Genomic DNA, 18,659 nt, shown 5'->3' on the forward strand with positions numbered 1-18,659 from the left:
GGGGGTGGGATTGACGCGCGGGCTGTTCGGGCTGCTGGCGCGGCGCAATGTCGCGCTGGCGCTGGTGGCGCTGGCGCTGTGCTTCGGCGTCGCCACCTTCGTGGTGCTGTCGGGCGGCATGTCGGTCACGCATTATCCGCGCGTCCAGGCCCTGATCTTCGTCCTGAACTTCCTGGTGCTGCTGCTGCTGGCGCTGGCGCTGGCGGAACGGCTGGGCCGCGTGCTGGCCGACCGGCGCAGCGGCCTGGCGGGCGCGCGGCTGCATGTGCGCCTGGTGACGTTGTTCGGCATCGTCGCGGTGGCGCCGACGGTGCTTGTCGGCTCGTTCGCGGCGGTGTTCTTCCACTACGGCATCCAGATCTGGTTCAGCGATCGCGTCAACACGGCGCTGAACGAGGCGTTGCAGGCATCGCACGGCTATCTACAGGAACATAACGCCAATATCCGGACCGAGGCGTTCTCGCTGGCCAACTATCTGGCCGGGGCGGCGAACAGCCTGGAAGGATCGGAATCGGACCTGATGCACGACCCCGAGGCGCTGGACCAGGTGCTGGATTCGCAGGCCACTCTGCGCGGGTTGAACGAGGCGGTGATCTACGACCCGCTGACCAACAAGGTCGTCGCCAAGGGCGGGCTGATGAGCCGGCCGGGGGACATGCAGGCGCTGCCGCCGCCCTCGGCCACCATGATGGCCCGTACCAACGATATCGCGATTCTCGATTCGCCGGACGAGAAGACGGTGCGCGCGGTGATTTCGCTGGGCGACACGCCGCCGCTGATGCTGGTCATCACCCGTCCGGTCGATCCCGAGATTCTGGAGCACATGCGCAAGACCGAGCGCGTGGTGGCGGATTACCAGCGGCTGAACCGCAACCGTTCCAAGATCCAGTTTACCTTCGTGCTGATCTTCGGGCTGGTGGGGCTGCTGGTGCTGTTCGCCGCCGTGCTGGTGGGCCTGATGCTGGCGAACCAGATCGTGCAGCCGCTGGGGCTGCTGATCGTCGCGTCGGAGCGCATCAGCGACGGCGACCTGAAGGTGCGGGTGCCGGAGGGCGAGCGGGACGACGAGGTGTCGAGCCTGTCGCGGGCCTTCAACCGCATGACCGACCAGTTGTCCAGCCAGCGGTCCGAACTGATGATCGCCTATGGCCAGATCAACGAGCGGCGGCGCTTTACCGAGGCGGTGCTGTCGGGCGTGTCGGCCGGAGTGATCGGGCTGGATGCGCAGCAGGTGATCGAACTGCCGAATCGTGCCGCCGGCGTGCTGCTGCAAAAGGACCTGGCGGCCAATGTCGGGCGGAACCTGGTGGATGTCGTGCCGGAGTTCGGCCCGATGCTGAAGGAGGCGGCCAGCGCCCCGGACCGGGTGTGGACCGGCGAGATCCATGTCGGGTCGGGTACGAAGGCCTGCACGCTGCTGGTGCGGATCGGCGGCGAGACCACGGGGGGAGCGCCGGACCGGTATGTGGTGACGTTCGACGACATCACGGCCTTGCAGGCCGCGCAGCGCAAGGCGGCCTGGGCCGACATCGCGCGGCGCATCGCGCACGAGATCAAGAATCCGCTCACGCCGATCCAGCTTGCGGCCGAACGGCTGAAGCGCCGATTCCTGCGGGAAATCACTTCCGACCCCGAGACGTTCAGCCAGTGCGCGGATACGATCGTGCGGCATGTCGGCGATATCGGGCGCATGGTGGACGAATTCTCGGCGTTCGCGCGGATGCCCCAGCCGGTCATGCGCCCCGAAGACCTGTCGCGAATCGTGCGCGAGGCGCTGATCCTGCAACGCACCGCGCACCCGGAGATCCGCTATGACACCGACCTGCCCGACCATGGGCCGATCGTGTCGTGCGACCGGCGCATGGTCGGGCAGGCGTTGACCAATTTGTTGCAAAATGCTGCCGATGCCATTGCAATGCTTCCGAAAGATGGTGATGCTGACCAGCGTCCGGCCGGGTCGGTCGGGACTGTCCGGATCGTCCTGCGCGTCGAGGGGACGGCCGCGCACATCGTGGTGGTTGATGACGGGATCGGCCTGCCGGAGGAAGACAGGCAGCGGCTGACCGAGCCCTATGTGACGCACAAGCCGAAAGGGACCGGGCTGGGGCTGGCGATCGTCAAGAAAATCCTGGAAGATCACGGGGGAAGCATCCGTCTGGAAGACAGGCCGGACGGACGCGGAGCCGTTTCGATCTTGATACTGCCCATAAAGGACGAGCATGGCGCATGAAATCCTGATCGTTGACGACGAACCGGATATCCGGCTGCTGATCGAGGGGATCCTTCGGGACGAAGGCTACGAGACCCGGCTGGCCGGGGATTCGGATTCGGCGATCAGCGCGTTTAGGGCGCGCAGGCCGTCGCTGGTCATTCTCGATGTCTGGCTCCAGGGATCGCGGCTGGACGGGCTGGGAATCCTGAACGCGATCCAGGGCGAGGAACCGGCCGTTCCCACCATCATGATTTCTGGCCACGGCACGATCGAAACCGCCGTCGCGGCCTTGCAGCACGGTGCCTACGACTTCATCGAGAAGCCGTTCCAGTCCGACCGGCTGCTGCTGGTCGTCCGGCGGGCTCTGGAGGCGTCGCGCCTGGCGCGGGAGAATGCCGAGCTGCGCCTGCGCGCGGGGCCGGAGGCGACGCTGTTCGGCGACAGCCCGGCCATCGCGGCGGTGCGCAACCAGGTGGAGCGCGTGGCGCCCAGCGGGTCCCGCGTGCTGATTTCCGGCGCCGCCGGCGCGGGAAAGGAAGTCGCGGCGCGGATGATCCATGCCCGCTCGCGCCGCGCCGAGGGGCCGTTCGTCGCCCTGAACTGCGCCACGCTGGCGCCGGGGCGGTTCGAGGAGGAGCTGTTCGGCATCGAGGGCGGGGTGGACGGCAGCGGGCGCCGCACCGGGGTCCTGGAACGCGCCCATGGGGGCACGCTGCTGCTGGACGAGGTGGCGGACATGCCGATCGAAACCCAGGGCAAGATCGTCCGTGCCTTGCAGGACCAGAGTTTCGAGCGGCTGGGCGGCGCCACGCGGGTCAAGGTCGACGTGCGGGTGCTGGCGGCGACCAATCGCGACCTCCAGGAGGCCATCGCCGCCGGGCGGTTTCGCGAGGACCTGTATTACCGGCTGGCGGTGGTGCCGCTGCGCGTGCCCAGCCTGCGCGAGCGGCGGGAGGATATTCCCGGCCTGGCGCGGATGTTCCTGCACCGGGCGGCGGAGAATGCCGGCCTGCCGCTGCGCGACCTGTCGGGGGATGCGATCGCCGCGTTGCAGAGCTATGACTGGCCGGGCAATTCGCGCGAATTGCGCAACCTGATGGAACGGCTGCTGATCATGATGCCGGGGAACGGTACCGACCCGATCCGCGCCGAGATGCTGCCGCCGTCGGTCGGGCAGGGGGCGCCGACCCTGCTGAAATTCGATCCGGCCGCCGACGTGATGGGCCTGCCGCTGCGCGAGGCGCGCGACCTGTTCGAAACCCAGTATCTCCAGGCGCAATTGCTGCGATTCGGCGGCAATATCAGCCGCACCGCCGGGTTCGTCGGCATGGAGCGCAGCGCGCTGCACCGCAAGCTGAAGCAACTGGGCGTCACGTCCGACGAGCGGGGCGCGGGATGAGATTTTGCCCCCTGGAGAAGGGCCTGCTAGAGAGGGCCAACCATATGATTGACGGGGAACGGAGCGTCCTGGCTGGCGTTCGTCCTCGGCTACAGAGCAAGTAAGGCCCAACCGTGGCAAAAGAACCGACGCAGAACGTTCAGGATGTTTTTCTCAACCATGTCAGGCGCTCGAAGACGCCGGTCACGGTGTTTTTGGTCAATGGTGTCAAGTTGCAGGGCATCATCACCTGGTTCGACAATTTTTCCGTCCTGCTGCGGCGCGACGGTCATACACAGCTTGTCTACAAGCATGCGATCAGCACCGTGATGCCGGCGACGCCGGTCGTGCTGTTCGATCCGTCGCGCGCCGAGGATGGGTCGGCCGATCCGGCGGACAAGGGCCTGCCGGGGGAGACCGACCTCGACTGACGTTCCCGTGACGCAGTCCGCCACGCGGGCCGCCGTCATCCTGCCATGGGAGCGGCCGGACCGTCAGGACGAGATCCGCGCCGCCGAGGCCCGGCTGGAAGAAGCGGTCGGGCTGGCGGCGTCGATCGGCCTGGTGATCGTGCGCCAGGCCGTGCTGCTGCTGCGCGCGCGTCGCCCGGCCACGCTGCTGGGCAGCGGGCAGGTCGAGTCGCTGCGCCAGGCGGTGGTCGAAGACCGGGTTGCCGTCATGGTGGTGGATACGCGCCTGACGCCGGTGCAGCAGCGGAACCTGGAAAAGGCCCTGGGCTGCAAGGTGATCGACCGCACGGCCCTGATCCTGGATATTTTCGGCGAGCGGGCCGCGACGCGGGAAGGCGCGTTGCAGGTCGAACTCGCCCATCTGGAATATCAGCGCAGCCGGCTGGTCCGGACCTGGACCCATCTGGAACGGCAGCGCGGCGGATTCGGCTTTCTCGGCGGTCCGGGCGAGACCCAGATCGAGGCGGATCGCCGGATGATCGGCGACCGGATCGTGCGCCTGAAGCGCGAACTGGAGCAGGTGCGGCGCACCCGTGGCCTGCATCGCGCCGCGCGGCGGCGGGTGCCGTTTCCGGTCGTGGCGCTGGTCGGCTATACCAATGCCGGAAAATCGACCCTGTTCAACGCGTTGACCGGGGCTTCGGTCTATGCCCAGGACCAGTTGTTCGCGACGCTGGACCCGACGATGCGCGGCATTCGGCTGCCGTCGGGCCGGCGGATCATCCTGTCCGACACGGTGGGCTTTATCAGCGACCTGCCGACCGAGCTGATCGCCGCCTTCCGCGCGACGCTGGAGGAGGTCGCGGAGGCCGATATCATCCTGCATGTGCGCGATATCTCGCATCCGGACACCACCGCGCAGCGCGCGGATGTCGAGGAGGTGCTGGAGGGCATGGCGGCCAGCGGGACGCTGGAGGATGACTGGCGCCGCCGGGTGATCGAGGTGCAGAACAAGGCCGACCTGCTGGGCGGGCGCGACGCGGTGCCGCCCCGGGCGGGCAGTATCGTGATTTCGGCGATCACCGGCGACGGGCTGCCGGAATTGCTGGCGGCGATCGACCAGCGCCTGACCGAGGCGATGGAAATCGCCCGCTACACCATTCCGGTCGGGGACGGCGCGCTGCTGGCATGGCTGTACGCTCATGGCGAAGTGACGTCGCGCGATGATGGCGAGCAGGCTATCGTGGTGACGGTGCGGCTGCTGCCGGCCGATCGCGCGCGGTTCGAGCAGCAACTGGCCAGTCACGACCGGTAGGCGCCCGCCCGTGCCGGACGGCCGGGAAGGAAAGGTGAAATCATGACTGTCACGGTTTCGCGCGCGCATATGCGGACGGTTCTGGGCATCATGCGGCAGGCGGCGGCGGATCGGATCATGCCGTCCTTCCGCCGGCTGGACGCCGAGGCCATTCGCTGCAAGAGCGGCAAGCTGGATGTGGTGACCATTGCCGACGAAGCGGCCGAGCGCGCCATGGCCGAGGCCTTTCTGCGCCTGTCGCCCGGTGCCGTGGTGATCGGCGAGGAAGAGGCCTGTGCCCGGCCCGGCCTGCTGGATGCGATCGAGGATGCCGAACTGGCCTATGTCGTCGATCCGATCGACGGGACGGCGAATTATGCGGCGGGCGTGCCGCTGTTCGGGGTGATGGTCGCGGTCATGTGCCGAGGCGAGGTCGTGGGGGGCGCGGTTCTGGACCCGGTCTGCAATGTCGCGGCGCTGGCGGCGCGGGGCGAGGGGGCCTGGCTGGTCGGGGATGACGATGAGGAGCGGCCGCTGCGCTGCGCGCCGCCCGTGCCGGCGGCCGAAATGTGCGGCAACGCATCATGGCGCTATCTGCCGCAACCGGTGCGCGATGTCGTGGCCCGCAATCTGCCGCGGGTGCTGGGGTCGTGGGATTTCCGCTGTGCCGCGCACGAATATCTGATGCTGGTCGACGGGAAATGCCATTTCCTGCTCTTCAACCGCACCTTGCCGTGGGACCATCTGGCCGGCTGGCTGATCCATCGCGAGGCCGGGGGCTATTGCGCCCATTTCGACGGCACTCCCTATCGGTCGAGCGACCGGGCGGGCGGGCTGCTCTATGCCCCCGACCGGGCGAGCTGGCAGGACCTGCGCGACCTGCTGCTGGATGCCGGCTGAACGCCCGCTTACGCGGCGCCGCCGCCCCGTTCCCGTCGTTTTACCTCCTGCCAGGCGGCTTCCATGTCGGCCAGCGTGCTGTCGGCCGGTGTCTGGCCGCGCTCGGCCAGGTGCCGTTCGACGCCGGTGAAGCGGCGGGTGAATTTGGCGTTGGCCTGGCGCAGGCAGGCTTCGGGGTCCAGGTCCAGCTTGCGGGCCAGGGTCGCGAGGGTGAACAGCACGTCGCCCAGTTCGTCGGCGATTCGCGCGCGGTCGCCCGAATCAAGCTCGGCCTTCAGTTCCGCGATTTCCTCGTCCACTTTTTCGGCGACGCCCCGGGCGTCGGGCCAGTCGAAGCCGACGCGGGCGGCGCGGGCCGATAATTTGCGGGCGCGCAGCAGGGCGGGCAATGCGGTGGGAATGCCGGCCAGCGTGCCGCTTTCGCTCCGGGCGCGGCGTTCACGCTCCTTGCCGTCCTCCCACTGGCCGGGCGCCAGGGCGGCGTCGCCGAAGACGTGGGGGTGGCGGCGGACCATCTTGTCGCCGATCATCCCGGCGATGGTCGCGAAATCGAACCAGCCGGCTTCCTCGCCCATGCGGGCGTGATAGACGACCTGAAGCAGCAGGTCGCCCAGTTCGTCGGGCAGGGCGGTCCAGTCCTGCCGGGCGATCGTGTCCTCGACCTCGTAGGCTTCCTCGATCGCGTAGGGGGCGATCGAGGCGAAATCCTGCTCGCGGTCCCACGGGCAGCCGCCGGCGGGGTCGCGCAGGCGGGCCATGATGTCGAGAAGGCGCGAGAGGGCCTGGGCGGCGTCGGGCATCCGGTGGGCTCCGTGCTGGTCGGCGGGATGGTTCCTGTCTGCACCGGCACGGGGGGCGCGTCCAGCATGACGGACGGCGGGGGCTCTGGCTGGCGGGCCGGGCAGGGATTATAGTCCCGCGCCGACGAGCAGGGGGTATCCATGGACGGACAGGCGACGGTCTTCATCGATGGCGAGGCGGGGACGACGGGGCTGGGCATTCGTCAGCGCCTGAGCGCGTTGCCGGTGACCGTGCGTTCGATCGCGCCGGAACAGCGCAAGGATGCCGCCGCCCGCCGCGCGATGATGGAATCGGTCGATCTGGTGGTGCTGTGCCTGCCCGACGCGGCGTCACGCGAGGCCGCGTCGATGGTGGCGGGACTCGCGGCGGATGGCGGCCGGGCGCCCCGGCTGCTGGACGCCAGCACGGCGTTTCGCGTCGATCCGGACTGGGTTTATGGTTTTCCGGAAATGGGGGACGGGTTCGCGGCGCGGGTCGCGGCGGCGGCGCGGGTTTCGAACCCCGGCTGCTACCCGACCGGGGCCATCGCGCTGCTGCGTCCGCTGGTTCGGGCCGGGCTGCTGGCGCCCGATGCGCCGCTGACGATCAACGCGGTCAGCGGCTACAGCGGGGGCGGCCGGGCGATGATCGAGGCGCATGAGCGCGAAGGCGGGCCGGCCTTCGAACTCTATGGGCTGGGGCTGGAACACAAGCATCTGCCGGAGATCACGCGCTATGCCGGGCTGACGCGGCCGCCGGTCTTCGTGCCCTCGGTCGGGCATTTCGCGCAAGGGATGATCGTGTCGGTGCCGCTGCATCTGGACCTGCTGGCGCGGCCGGCGACCGGGGCGGACCTGCGGGCGGTGCTGGCCGATTTCTATGCCGGGTCGGACCGGATCAGCGTGGCCGATTCCGTGCCGGACCTGTCCGCCGAGACGCTGGCGCGCACCGACCTGATGGAATTGCGGGTTCATGCCAACGAATCGCGCCGGCAGGCGGTGCTGACGGCGCGGCTGGACAATCTGGGCAAGGGGGCCTCGGGCGCCGCGATCCAGAATATCGCCCTGATGCTGGGCCTGGCGGCGCCCGCGCCCCGCGCCGGGTGAGCGATTGCCCGGCGGGCGGGGGCCGGTGAACGATTGCCTGCGGGGCTGGTTTGCTGATAAGCAGGCCCGCAGGCGAGAGTGACGGAACGGTAGACGTAGTCGGCTCAAAATCGACCGCCGCAAGGCATAGGGGTTCGAGTCCCCTCTCTCGTACCATTTCTCCGGACCGGATGATGTCTGCTGCCTCCCTCGACACGATGACGAAGCCGGGTGTGCGCCCCGCCAATCCCTGTTTTTCCTCCGGTCCCTGCGCCAAGCGCCCTGGCTGGTCGCTGGATGCTCTGTCCGGCGCGCTGCTGGGCCGGTCGCATCGCGCGCCCGAGGGGCGGGCCCGGCTGAACGAGGTCATTACCCGTTCGCGCGCCGTTCTCGGCCTGCCGGACGACTGGAAGCTGGGGATCGTGCCGGCGTCGGATACCGGCGCGGTGGAGATGGTGCTGTGGTCGCTGGTCGGCGCGCGCCCGGTCGACGTGCTGGCCTTCGAGAGTTTTTCGGCAACCTGGGCCGACGATATCGTCAACCAGTTGCATGCGCCGGCCGCGCGGGTGCTGACGGCGGATTATGGCCGTCTGCCGGACCTGGGACAGGTGGATTGGGCGCATGACGTGGTGCTGGCCTGGAATGGCACGACCTCCGGCGTGCGCATTCCCGATGGCGCGCCGATTCCCCGGGATCGGGACGGGCTGGTGATCTGCGACGCGACCTCGGCCGCCTTTGCGATGGATCTGCCGTGGGACCGGCTGGATGTGGTCACCTGGTCCTGGCAGAAGGTGCTGGGCGGCGAGGCCGCGCATGGCATGCTGGCCCTGTCGCCGCGCGCGGTGCGCCGGTTGGAAGAGACGCCGCCGCCGCGCGCGCTGCCGAAGATCTTCCGCCTGACGGCGAAGGGGCGGCTGATCGAGGGGATCTTCAAGGGCGATACGATCAACACGCCCTCCATGCTCTGTGTCGAGGATGCGCTGGATGGGCTGCGCTGGGCCGAGGCGGTTGGCGGATTGCCGGCGCTGATCGCCCGCAGCCAGGCCAATCTGGCTGTGGTGGCCGACTGGGTCGCGGGCTCGGACTGGGCGTCCTTCCTGGCCGCCGACCCGGCCGAGCGTTCCAGCACCGCGATCTGCCTGACCATCGTGGCGCCCTGGTTCATGGCGCTGGACGCGGCGACGCGGGTCAGGGCGGCCAGGCGGATCGTCAGTCTGCTGGAAGCCGAGGGCGTGGCGCTGGACAGCGGCAGCTATCGCGATGCGCCGCCGGGCCTGCGGCTGTGGGGCGGTGCGACCGTCGAGGCCGACGACCTGCGCGCGCTGATGCCGTGGCTGGACTGGGCCGAGGCCCTGGTGCGCGCGGAATTCGCCTGACGCGTCGCGGCGCGGGCGTGGGCTGACGAATGGCCGCAAGGATGATATAGGCGCGCGCATGACGGACGATCCGCCTCCCAACCCCGCCCTGCTGCCCGCGGGCTTTGTCGACCTGCTGCCTTCCGATGCCGAGGCCGAGGCCGCCGGCATGGAAAGCCTGATGCGGGTCTTCGCCTCGCACGGCTACAGCCGGGTGAAGCCGCCTCTGCTGGAATTCGAGGACACGCTGCTGAGCGGGTCGGGCGCGGCGGTCGCCGAACAGGCCTTTCGCCTGATGGACCCGGATACGCGGCGGATGATGGCGCTGCGCCCGGATATCACCCCGCAGATCGCCCGCATCGCCGCGACCCGGCTGGCCGATGCGCCGCGACCGCTGCGCCTGTCCTATACCGGGCTGTGCGTGCAGGCCAGTGGCGGCGCGCGCGAGAGCGACCGGCAGATTTCCCAGGCCGGGATCGAGCTGATCGGGCTGGATTCTCCTGAAGCCGACGCCGAAGTCGTGGCGCTGGGTGCCGAGGCGCTGGCGGTGCTGGGGGTGCCCGGCGTGTCGTTCGACCTGACGATGCCGCCGCTGGTGCCGGCGCTGATCGCGGAAATCGGCTATAGCCCGGCCGAGCGGCAGGCCCTGATGCGAGCGCTGGACCGCAAGGACGCGGCGGCGGTGGCGAAGCTGGCCGGCGGGCTGGCGCCGGTGCTGACCGAATTGCTGCATGCGGCCGGGCCGGCCGAGCGGGCCCTGTCGGTGCTGGGCGGGCTGGTGCTGCCCGCGCCCGCGCGGGTGCTGAGCGAACGTCTGGCCGCGACCTTCGCCGCGATCACGGCGCGGGTGCCCGACATCCGCCTGACCATCGACCCGGTCGAATTCCGGGGGCTGCATTACCATACCGGCGTGTGCGTGACCGTCTATGCCCGGGGCCAGCACGAGGAGTTGGGCCGTGGCGGGCGCTATATGTCCAATAACGATGAGCCGGCCTGCGGCCTGACGCTGCGCCCCGAAGCCCTGCTGCGCGCGGCGCCCGCCAGGGCCGGCCGGGTGCGCGTCTTCCTGCCCGCGGGGAGCGACCCGGCGGTGGGGCGGCGGCTGCGGGCCGAAGGCTATGCGACCGTCGATGGGCTGGCGCCCGTCGCGGACAGCCGGGCCGAGGCGCGGCGCCTGGAATGCGACATGATCGTCGTCGATGATGGAGTGATGGCGCTGAACTGACGCGCCTGTTAAGCCGGGCGGCCGATGTCGCCCCTGTCAGGCTGCGTTCCGGCCGGACCGTTTTTCTGAGGAGCTTCTGATGTCCAACGTCACCGTGATCGGCGCCCAGTGGGGTGACGAGGGAAAGGGCAAGATCGTCGACTGGCTGGCCAGCCGCGCCGATATCGTCGTCCGTTTCCAGGGGGGGCATAATGCCGGCCATACGCTGGTGGTCGGCGACCAGACCTACAAGCTGTCGCTGCTGCCGTCGGGGCTGGTCCGTGGCAAGATGGGCGTGATCGGCAATGGTGTCGTGGTCGACCCCGAGGCCCTGCTGACCGAGATCGACCGCGTGACCGCGCAGGGGCTGGAGGTGACGCCGAAAACCTTGCGCATCGCCGAGAACGTGCCGCTGATCCTGCCGGTGCATGGCGCCATCGACCGCGCGCGCGAAGACGCGCGCGGCGCGCGCAAGATCGGCACCACCGGGCGCGGCATCGGCCCGGCCTATGAGGACAAGGTGGCGCGCCGGGCCATCCGCCTGTGCGACCTGGCCGAGCCGGAGACGCTGGACTGGAAGCTGGACGAGCTGCTGCTGCATCACAACACGCTCCTGGCCGGCCTGGGTGCCCCGACCTTTACCAAGGCGGCGCTGCTGGAGCATCTGGAGGCGTTGGCGCCGCGCGTGCTGCCCTACATGGACACGGTGTGGGACCTGCTGGACGATGCGCGGCGGGCCGGACGCCGCATCCTGTTCGAGGGCGCGCAGGCGGTGATGCTGGATGTCGATCACGGGACCTATCCGTTCGTGACCAGTTCCAACACCATTGCGGCCAATGCGGCGACCGGCAGCGGTGTCGGGCCCGGCAGCGTGGGCTTCGTGCTGGGAATCGCCAAGGCCTATTCGACCCGGGTGGGTGAGGGGCCGTTCCCCAGCGAGTTGCATGACGAGATGGGGCGCACCCTGGGTACGCGCGGGCATGAATTCGGCACCGTGACCGGCCGCCCGCGCCGTTGCGGCTGGTTCGATGCCATGCTGGTGCGGCGCGCGGTGCGTGTGGGGGGGATCAACGGCCTGGCGCTGACCAAGCTGGATGTGCTGGACGGATTGCCCGAGATCCGGGTCTGCGTCGGCTATGAGCTGGATGGCAAGGAAATCCGCAGCTTCCCGTCGGCTCCGGCGGCGCAGGCGCGTGTGACGCCGGTTTATGAGACGATGGAAGGCTGGAGCGACAGCACCCGTGGCGCGCGGTCCTGGGCGGACCTGCCGGCGCAGGCGATCAAATATGTCCGCCGGATCGAGGAACTGGTCGAGGCGCCGGTGACGCTGCTGTCCACCAGCCCGGAGCGCGACGATACCATCCTGATGCGCGACCCGTTCGAGGGCTGAGGCCCGTCACAGGAAAGGCCGGACTGGTCAGTCCGGCCTTTTTTTCACGGTTGGAACGGTTGGGTCGTCAGGCTGCGCTGGCGCCGCGATGGGCCTCGACCTCGGCCTTCATCGCGGCCTGAACCTTCTCGAAGGCGCGGACCTCGATCTGGCGCACCCGTTCGCGCGAGATATTGTAGGTGTGCGACAGGTCTTCCAGCGTCGCCGGTTCATCCTTCAGGCGGCGTTCGGTCAGGATATGGCGCTCGCGGTCGTTCAGCGTCTTCAGCGCGGTATCCAGCAACGCCTTGCGGCCACTGAATTCCTCGCTTTCCGCCAGGGCTTCCTCCTGATTGTCGTGCTCGTCGACCAGCCAGTCCTGCCATTCGCCCTCGCTGTCGGCGCGCAGGGGGGCGTTCAGGCTGTGATCGGGCGCCGACAGCCGGCGGTTCATGTTGATCACGTCCTGTTCGGGCACGCCCAGCGATTTCGCGATCTGGTTCACCTGTTCGGGTTGCAGGTCGCCGTCGTCGATCGCCTGCATCTGGCCCTTCAGCCGCCGCAGGTTGAAGAACAGCTTCTTCTGGGCGGCGGTCGTACCCATCTTCACCAGCGACCAGCTATGCAGGATATATTCCTGGATCGCGGCGCGGATCCACCACATCGCATAGGTGGCCAGACGGAAGCCGCGATCGGGGTCGAAGCGACGGACCGCCTGCATCATCCCGATATTGCCCTCGCTGATCAGTTCGCCCAGCGGCAGGCCATAGCCGCGATATCCCATCGCGATCTTGGCGACCAGCCGCAAATGCGACGTGACCAGGGCATGCGCCGCCTTGGTATCGCCCTTGTCCCGCCAGCTTCGCGACAGACGCTGTTCGTCTTCCGGCGAGAGCATGGGAAACTTGCGGATGTCCTGGAGGTACCTTGAAAGATTGGTCTCAGGACCAACATTGAGAACGGAAGAGGCCATGGGTCGGACTCCTTTTCCCTGAGGGAGGGTCATGCCCCGCTGATGTCCTAAAGGCACATCTGGCGACAGGGTTGCATGACCGGCCCGTATGACGCGTGGATGGACTTCACGTCCCCGCGTGGCACCCCCTCCTAGGGCTGCGCCGCCGCGAGACGTCCATTCCGGCGGTAACGTCACCCGTCGGAGTATGATTTTCAGCCTATCGGCCCGGTTCGGGAGCGTCAAGGAAGCTCGGCGAGGATTGCCTTAAAACTAAGCAATCTTTGCCAGCAGCGCCTTGAAATCGTCCGGCGGGGCGGTTTCGAACAACAGCGGCTCGCCGGTGCGCGGGTGGGTGAAGCCCAGTCGCGCGGCGTGCAATGCCTGCCGGGGGAAATCCAGCGCGGCGCGGCGCGCGTCGTCGGGCAGGGCGCGCGCCGCGGCCGGGATGCGGCGCAGATAGACAGGATCGCCGACCAGCGGATGGCCGGCATGGGCGAAATGCACGCGAATCTGATGGGTGCGGCCGGTGGCCAGCCGGCATTCCACCAGGCTGAGCGCGCCATGATGGGTGGCGAGGGTTCGGTAATGCGTCAGGGCGGCCTTGCCGCCGTGCGCGACCACGGCCATGCGCTTGCGGTCGCGCCTGTCCCGGCCGATCGCGCCGTCATATCCGCCGCTGGGGGGGATCATCGATCCCCATGCCAGGGCCAGGTACGTGCGGTCTATCGTCCGTGTGGCGAAGGCCTCGGACAGCGCCGCGTGGGCCTGTTCGGTCTTGGCCGCGACCATGACGCCGGACGTGTCCTTGTCCAGCCGATGCACGATGCCCGGCCGCCTCTCGCCACCGATTCCGGTCAGGCTGTCGCCGCAATGGGCGAGCAGGGCGTTGACCAGAGTGCCCTCCTCGTTGCCCGGCGCGGGATGCACGACCAGGCCGGCGGGCTTGTCCAGCACGATCAGGTCGGAATCCTCGTACAGGATGGCGAAGGGGATGCTCTGGGCGCGAGGGGTGGCGGGGATTGCCGGGGGCACCCTGATTTCATAACACTGGCCGGGCCGCACCGGATCGGCGGGCTCGCGCAGCACATGGCCGTCGCGCAGCACATGCCCAGCCTCCATCAGGGCCTTGACGCGCGAGCGCGACAGCGTATCGAGCGCGTCGGCCAGGAAGCGGTCGGTCCGCTGGCCGGCGTGCTCGTCGGTCGCGGTCAGGCTGAGGGGAGGCGTGTCGTCGGTCATGCACGGCTCTTAACGGAAATCGCCCGGGCGGAACATCATGCCGGGCCGAAATGGATCAGGACGATTATGAATGGACAGGGCGTGAGCGCGCAGGGATCGGGCATGGCGGGTTCCAGGGGGCTTCTGGCGGCGGTGATCGGCATGGGGGTGCTGCTGGCCGTGGGCTCGCTGGTGCTGGTCGCGGTATTGGTTCACCGGATCGCGCATCCTCATCCGGCGGGGAGCGCTCGCCCCGTCGCGGAAGCGGGCGTGGCGCCGGGCGGGGATTATGGCGAGCTGGTATTGGACGAGCCCGCGGGCACGCATGTCACCGCCCTGACGCGGCAGGATGCGGGGCTGCTGGCCGTTGCGCTGACCGGCGGCGGGCCGGACCGGGTCCTGCTGTGGGATGTCGCGCATCGGCGCATTCTCGCCCGTCTGGTCATGAGCCGTGTGCCGGCCCAGGCGGTGCTTGCGCCGTAATGGACTGAAAAGGCTCGATCTTGGAAAAAATGGGCCGCAAGCCGATTTTCCTGTTCGGGGTGGCTTGCGTCCCCTCTCGCGATGTCATAGAAGCTGCCTCGTCCAACGTCCCGTTCGTCTAGAGGCCTAGGACACCGCCCTTTCACGGCGGTAACACGGGTTCGAATCCCGTACGGGACGCCATTGATTTCCTTGAGTTTTTCGAGGAAACGGCATGACAAAATCTGGGTTTTTGAGCCAGATTTGAGCCATCGCGAGGAAGGTGCCATCCTCGCGGCATGGCGGACAGCAGCGATAAAGCAAGGGATCAGGCTGTGACCGGGGGCGGTGGAAACATCGACCCGGCGACCGGGAAAGCCCTGCCCGCCGGTATCTGGTATCGCGGTCCCAAGCAGTATCAGGCCCGCAAGCAGGTCGATGGCCGGCGCATTCGCAAGACCTTCTCGACCGCTGCGCTGGCTCGACGGTGGCTCAATGAGACCACCGCCAAGGTCGAACTCGGCCAGTTCACGGACACCAGCGCGCTCGACAAGGAAACCGTGGGCAAGGTCGTGCAGAAATATGCCGACGAATGCATGGCCGACCGTGAGGCCGACCGGACAGGGCACATTCCGGCGATTCTCAGGGACAAGGAGTTGCCTGGGGTCACCATGTCCAAATTTTGCCCGGCTGACGTTCGCGGCTTCCGGGACAGGATGCTGGCGGCCGGCTATTCCCCGGCAACGGTGGTCAAGCGCATGAATCTGCTGGCGTCGGCGATGCAGCATGCGATTTCGGAATGGGACTTGCCCATCGTCAATCACGCCTCCGGACGGGTCGTGAAGAGGCCGGAGGGTGCGGATAAGAAGCGCAACAGACGACTCGACGAGGATGAGGACAAGGACGGGAAGACGGAGTTCGACAGGCTGATCGTGGCCGTCTCGGATTCCGTCTATCCCGACGATGTGTGGCTGGTTCGCTGGTCGATCGAGCAGGGCACCCGGCGAGGGGAAGCGATCGGTCTGCGATGGTGCGATGTCGATATCGAACGCCGACTGATCAAGCTGGGCGGCGAGGCTGGCAAGACCAAGACACACAAGCATCAGGAAGAACACGGCCCCGAAATCCGCCCCCTCACACCAGGGGCAAGACGGCTTCTGTGCGAGAAATTGGCCACATACCCCAAGCCTCCAAAGTCGAGCGACAAGGTGTTCAGCGTAGGCGCCGAGGCGGCTTTCAGCGTGCGTTACGGGCGGATGGTCAAGCGCGCCGGACTCCATAACCTGACATTCCACGACCTGCGTCATGAAGCGACCAGCCGGCTTGCCAGGCTGTTGCCAAACCCGTTGGACCTCAAGAGGGTCACGGGACATCGTGACCTGAAGAGTCTGGACAGGTATTATCAACCAGTCCCGGAGAGCATCAGCAAGCAGATCGAAGAGGCCGAACGGCTGGCTGGCATCATTGCGGCCGAGGAAGACGACGATGGCGAGTAAAGAAGAACAGTCGCGCCGCCTGCCGGCCGTGATGGATAGCAAGCAGGCCGCAGAATATCTGGGGGTTTCCTACGGGCGCCTGCGGAATCTTCTTTGGCTCGGCCTCGGACCCAAGTCGTTCAGCTTCGGCAAGCGTGACCGCCGCTTCCGTGTCTCTGACCTGGATGCGTTCATCGCCGCCAAGGTTGGAGACGTGGCGCCTACGACGGCGATCAAGCGCGGTCCAGGCCGGCCACGTAAAGGGCGCACGAGCGTTGCGGCGGTAATAGCCGTGAGCGTCTTGGCCGTGACGATTGTGGCCGCCTGGCTAATCATCGCCGCGTCCATGCGCTGATGCCTGGCTCCGCTGCATCGCGATTGCTTCGAACTGGCCAAGACCACCGGACACAAGGACCCGCGCATGCTGATGCGGTATTACAATCCCAGCATCGCCGATCGGGTCGCCCGGATCAGGGCCAGGGAGAGGGAGTTGGCGATGGGGTGAGGTAAGGGGTGATTTTCCAGGGACATTATGATGTCGGTAAATCACCCCCGAGGTCCGGCGGTGGATTACGGATGGAATGAATGGTCTAACCCAAAACCACAGGCAGGGTGATGATAGGGAACAATCAAAATTGCACGAGCACGAACAACGGGAAAAGAGCCGCCTACAACAGAGAGTAGATGCAGCAAGGCACGTTCTGACCCGTTCCACTGCAAAACGCGCGTTTGCTTCACCGGGATTATAAGTCCTCTCCCGCCATTCATTCTGTCGATTATTCTCAAAATAATATAGAAGTATCTATAAATAAATATGCCTCGATGATACCTGTCTGCGGATACCAAAAAGAATTTTTTTTGAGTTCTTCCTTGCTGTAGGCGTCCTCATCTCCGTCGGGTGAGGTATCCTTAAAATTCAAAATTTCATCATTATTTATGATGAAGTCGATAATTTTTCTCGAAAATTCGTATCTCTTATAGTTGTTCTTTATTGACGGATCGCTCTCGATCATTTGGATGCAAGATTTTATATAATCTTTATCAATCAATTTATTCTCTCCATTTTGGAGTTTTTCATAATAATGGCCGAATGCTAATCTGACAATAACCCATGGACCCGTCCTGTTTGTCGGCTGATACCCAGTGATGAACTGGCCGTGTTCATGGTGTTGGCTGCTCAGGAATATATACAGGTGACAAATGGGTGTTATCGACCCCGCTGAAGCGCCTACTGGTCAATTAGTGTTGCTCGCCGCAGCGATATCCAGCACTTGATATTAAGCTTAGCATCAACATTTTTGATAACGTGGACTCAGCGAATTTGGGAATGATTATTATGGCATCAGGGAAGACGCATATTTTTCTAGATAACTCTAATATCTTTGGTGGAGCGCAACGTGTCGCCCGTGAGAAAGAAGAGGCGCCATGGCCGAGTGTTCGGGTTGATTATCAGAATTTATTTTCGATTATCCGGAGAAACCGGACGTCTTTGGGTTATTCGATGTTAGCTGGCTCAGTCCCGCCAGGAAATGATGCATTATGGGCAGCAGCGCAGACTGCCGGTTTTGATACGACGCTTTTGCGACGAGTCGAAAACGACGACGGACGATTAGTCGAACAAGGTGTCGATGAGGCTATTCACCTCAGAATAGGAAATACTCTTCTGGATGAAGATAATCCTGGGACTCTTGTGATCTTGACTGGCGACGGAGCCACTACGGAGCAGGGATCTAGCTTCACTAAACAAGTTGAAAGAGCGGCAAAGCGACAGTGGAACGTAGAAATTTGGTCGTGGAAATTGCAATTATCACCAAAGCTCCGGGATATGCGTTGGAAATATCCGAATTATGTTACGGTTTATTTTCTTGATGAATGGTATTGGGGTCTTATATTCATAAAGGGCGGCGTGTATAAATTGAAAGATGAAGAGATAACAGTGCTTGGGCGTTCAACTCATGGTATTAGGTTAACTGAAGAGGCTTTTGCTGAAGCTATTGACTGCACCCCCGCCGCCAACGCAAAATAATGTGTTCACTTGCCGGTGCCGTCATCCACAAATCCATATCCTCCTGTCGCGTCAGGATAACAGGCATGGCCTTGGGATGAACGGCACCGACTTCCCGGTTGGCTTCAGTGGTCAAGAATCCATACAGGTCGTCCGTCGTCTCGCCATCGGCCAGCTTCCTGACTGATGTCCACCGGCACCGGAGCCCGGCGAAGAAGGCCACGCGGCTCGCCATTGGCCCTGGCGAACCAGACCTGGCGGCTTCCTCCATCCGGCAGATGTTCGGGTTCGGCGAAGGCCGTCAGCGGGACTAGGCAGCGGTGTTCCACGCCCAGCCAGCGCCGCCACCAGGACGATCCCGTGTGCCGGACGTTGGTAATGCCCCGGTCCACCTTCTTGCCCTTGAGCATGCCACGGAGTTGGCGTTCTACGATGGGGCGTGGATGGCTTCTGGCTGCTCTCAGCATGGCACGAAGATCGGGATGCTGGGGGCGCGAGGGGGCGGTTACGGGGATTCTCTGAAGGGGGCGCTGAAGGCGGCGAGGGAATGCCCGGCT

16 protein-coding genes, 2 tRNA genes and 1 pseudogene are annotated in these 18,659 nt (G+C 65.9%); 15 read left to right on the forward strand and 4 right to left on the reverse strand.

The features are described from left to right. Positions 1-4: 4 nt before the first annotated feature. The 5 genes from HLH48_RS01900 (at position 5) to HLH48_RS01920 (ending at position 6,194) form a co-directional block, all read left to right on the forward strand. Entirely contained in the window at positions 5-2,230 is a 2,226-nt protein-coding gene (locus HLH48_RS01900; protein ID WP_264813345.1) for a sensor histidine kinase NtrY-like, read from the forward strand. Next, the gene (gene ntrX / locus HLH48_RS01905; protein ID WP_182995814.1) at positions 2,220-3,611 is read left to right on the forward strand and encodes a nitrogen assimilation response regulator NtrX; all 1,392 of its coding nucleotides are present in this window, start codon (positions 2,220-2,222) and stop codon (positions 3,609-3,611) included. The genes HLH48_RS01900 and ntrX overlap by 11 nt, the downstream gene beginning before the upstream one ends. Before the next feature lie 113 nt (positions 3,612-3,724). Next, on the forward strand, positions 3,725-4,021 hold the full coding sequence (gene hfq / locus HLH48_RS01910; protein WP_182995815.1) for an RNA chaperone Hfq: 297 nt from the start codon (positions 3,725-3,727) through the stop codon (positions 4,019-4,021). 7 nt (positions 4,022-4,028) lie between these two features. Further along, a complete protein-coding gene (hflX, locus tag HLH48_RS01915) occupies positions 4,029-5,315 on the forward strand; it encodes a GTPase HflX (RefSeq protein WP_182995816.1) in 1,287 nt (428 codons plus the stop codon). A 42-nt stretch (positions 5,316-5,357) separates the two neighbouring features. Then, positions 5,358-6,194 carry an inositol monophosphatase family protein gene (locus tag HLH48_RS01920; RefSeq protein ID WP_182995817.1) on the forward strand — a complete coding sequence of 279 codons (837 nt, stop codon included), beginning with the start codon at positions 5,358-5,360 and terminating at the stop codon, positions 6,192-6,194. 8 nt (positions 6,195-6,202) lie between these two features. On the opposite strand, the gene mazG is transcribed toward HLH48_RS01920, so the two are convergent. Then, on the reverse strand, positions 6,203-6,994 hold the full coding sequence (gene mazG, locus HLH48_RS01925) for a nucleoside triphosphate pyrophosphohydrolase (protein WP_182995818.1): 792 nt from the start codon (positions 6,992-6,994) through the stop codon (positions 6,203-6,205). A gap of 141 nt (positions 6,995-7,135) precedes the next feature. On the opposite strand from mazG, the gene argC reads away from it, so the two are divergent. The 5 genes from argC to HLH48_RS01950 all read left to right on the forward strand — a co-directional run bounded on the left by argC (position 7,136) and on the right by HLH48_RS01950 (position 12,008). Further along, entirely contained in the window at positions 7,136-8,080 is a 945-nt protein-coding gene (gene argC, locus HLH48_RS01930; RefSeq protein ID WP_182995819.1) for an N-acetyl-gamma-glutamyl-phosphate reductase, read from the forward strand. Between the two features lie 72 nt (positions 8,081-8,152). Then, positions 8,153-8,236: transfer RNA gene (locus HLH48_RS01935), tRNA-Leu, on the forward strand. 17 nt (positions 8,237-8,253) lie between these two features. After that, positions 8,254-9,435 carry a phosphoserine transaminase gene (locus HLH48_RS01940; protein WP_182995820.1) on the forward strand — a complete coding sequence of 394 codons (1,182 nt, stop codon included), beginning with the start codon at positions 8,254-8,256 and terminating at the stop codon, positions 9,433-9,435. Between the two features lie 58 nt (positions 9,436-9,493). Beyond that, positions 9,494-10,639, forward strand: a complete 1,146-nt coding sequence (locus HLH48_RS01945; RefSeq protein ID WP_182995821.1) for an ATP phosphoribosyltransferase regulatory subunit — start codon at positions 9,494-9,496, stop codon at positions 10,637-10,639. 79 nt (positions 10,640-10,718) lie between these two features. Further along, positions 10,719-12,008 carry an adenylosuccinate synthase gene (locus HLH48_RS01950; RefSeq protein WP_182995822.1) on the forward strand — a complete coding sequence of 430 codons (1,290 nt, stop codon included), beginning with the start codon at positions 10,719-10,721 and terminating at the stop codon, positions 12,006-12,008. Positions 12,009-12,075: 67 nt separating this feature from the next. Here the strand turns inward: HLH48_RS01950 and rpoH are convergent, their stop codons facing one another. Continuing rightward, complete coding sequence (gene rpoH, locus HLH48_RS01955; protein WP_182995823.1) at positions 12,076-12,960, reverse strand: RNA polymerase sigma factor RpoH; 885 nt, start codon at positions 12,958-12,960, stop codon at positions 12,076-12,078. Positions 12,961-13,212: 252 nt separating this feature from the next. Next, positions 13,213-14,181 carry an RluA family pseudouridine synthase gene (locus HLH48_RS01960; RefSeq protein ID WP_182995824.1) on the reverse strand — a complete coding sequence of 323 codons (969 nt, stop codon included), beginning with the start codon at positions 14,179-14,181 and terminating at the stop codon, positions 13,213-13,215. Positions 14,182-14,283: 102 nt separating this feature from the next. On the opposite strand from HLH48_RS01960, the gene HLH48_RS01965 reads away from it, so the two are divergent. From HLH48_RS01965 to HLH48_RS01985, 5 genes are all read left to right on the forward strand, one after another. Then, positions 14,284-14,643, forward strand: coding sequence for a hypothetical protein (locus HLH48_RS01965; RefSeq protein ID WP_182996039.1), 360 nt, complete (start codon positions 14,284-14,286; stop codon positions 14,641-14,643). A 107-nt stretch (positions 14,644-14,750) separates the two neighbouring features. Then, positions 14,751-14,826 (forward strand) — tRNA-Glu (locus tag HLH48_RS01970). A 95-nt stretch (positions 14,827-14,921) separates the two neighbouring features. Next, positions 14,922-16,118 (forward strand): integrase, encoded by a 1,197-nt coding sequence (locus HLH48_RS01975; protein WP_182995825.1) that lies wholly within the window; start codon positions 14,922-14,924, stop codon positions 16,116-16,118. Beyond that, on the forward strand, positions 16,108-16,452 hold the full coding sequence (locus HLH48_RS01980; RefSeq protein ID WP_182995826.1) for a helix-turn-helix transcriptional regulator: 345 nt from the start codon (positions 16,108-16,110) through the stop codon (positions 16,450-16,452). The genes HLH48_RS01975 and HLH48_RS01980 overlap by 11 nt, the downstream gene beginning before the upstream one ends. A gap of 972 nt (positions 16,453-17,424) precedes the next feature. After that, the gene (locus HLH48_RS01985; RefSeq protein ID WP_182995827.1) at positions 17,425-18,123 is read left to right on the forward strand and encodes an NYN domain-containing protein; all 699 of its coding nucleotides are present in this window, start codon (positions 17,425-17,427) and stop codon (positions 18,121-18,123) included. Here the strand turns inward: HLH48_RS01985 and HLH48_RS01990 are convergent. Then, a pseudogene (locus tag HLH48_RS01990) lies at positions 18,089-18,515 on the reverse strand (SOS response-associated peptidase family protein); the annotation flags it as partial. The gene HLH48_RS01985 and the pseudogene HLH48_RS01990 overlap by 35 nt on opposite strands. Positions 18,516-18,659 lie beyond the last annotated feature (144 nt).

Source organism: Gluconacetobacter sacchari (assembly GCF_014174255.1).
Lineage (GTDB): Bacteria > Pseudomonadota > Alphaproteobacteria > Acetobacterales > Acetobacteraceae > Gluconacetobacter > Gluconacetobacter sacchari.

Excerpts from the sequence above, each read along its gene's own strand:
- HLH48_RS01920 (WP_182995817.1), top strand. The coding sequence starts at position 5,358 with ATGACTGTCACGGTTTCGCGCGCGCATATGCGGACGGTTCTGGGCATC.
- HLH48_RS01950 (WP_182995822.1), top strand. The coding sequence starts at position 10,719 with ATGTCCAACGTCACCGTGATCGGCGCCCAGTGGGGTGACGAGGGAAAG.
- HLH48_RS01985 (WP_182995827.1), top strand. The coding sequence starts at position 17,425 with ATGATTATTATGGCATCAGGGAAGACGCATATTTTTCTAGATAACTCT.
- HLH48_RS01960 (WP_182995824.1), bottom strand. The coding sequence starts at position 14,181 with ATGACCGACGACACGCCTCCCCTCAGCCTGACCGCGACCGACGAGCAC.
- HLH48_RS01940 (WP_182995820.1), top strand. The coding sequence starts at position 8,254 with ATGTCTGCTGCCTCCCTCGACACGATGACGAAGCCGGGTGTGCGCCCC.
- HLH48_RS01975 (WP_182995825.1), top strand. The coding sequence starts at position 14,922 with ATGGCGGACAGCAGCGATAAAGCAAGGGATCAGGCTGTGACCGGGGGC.
- HLH48_RS01980 (WP_182995826.1), top strand. The coding sequence starts at position 16,108 with ATGGCGAGTAAAGAAGAACAGTCGCGCCGCCTGCCGGCCGTGATGGAT.
- HLH48_RS01965 (WP_182996039.1), top strand. The coding sequence starts at position 14,284 with ATGGCGGGTTCCAGGGGGCTTCTGGCGGCGGTGATCGGCATGGGGGTG.
- rpoH (WP_182995823.1), bottom strand. The coding sequence starts at position 12,960 with ATGGCCTCTTCCGTTCTCAATGTTGGTCCTGAGACCAATCTTTCAAGG.
- mazG (WP_182995818.1), bottom strand. The coding sequence starts at position 6,994 with ATGCCCGACGCCGCCCAGGCCCTCTCGCGCCTTCTCGACATCATGGCC.
- HLH48_RS01945 (WP_182995821.1), top strand. The coding sequence starts at position 9,494 with ATGACGGACGATCCGCCTCCCAACCCCGCCCTGCTGCCCGCGGGCTTT.
- argC (WP_182995819.1), top strand. The coding sequence starts at position 7,136 with ATGGACGGACAGGCGACGGTCTTCATCGATGGCGAGGCGGGGACGACG.
- ntrX (WP_182995814.1), top strand. The coding sequence starts at position 2,220 with ATGGCGCATGAAATCCTGATCGTTGACGACGAACCGGATATCCGGCTG.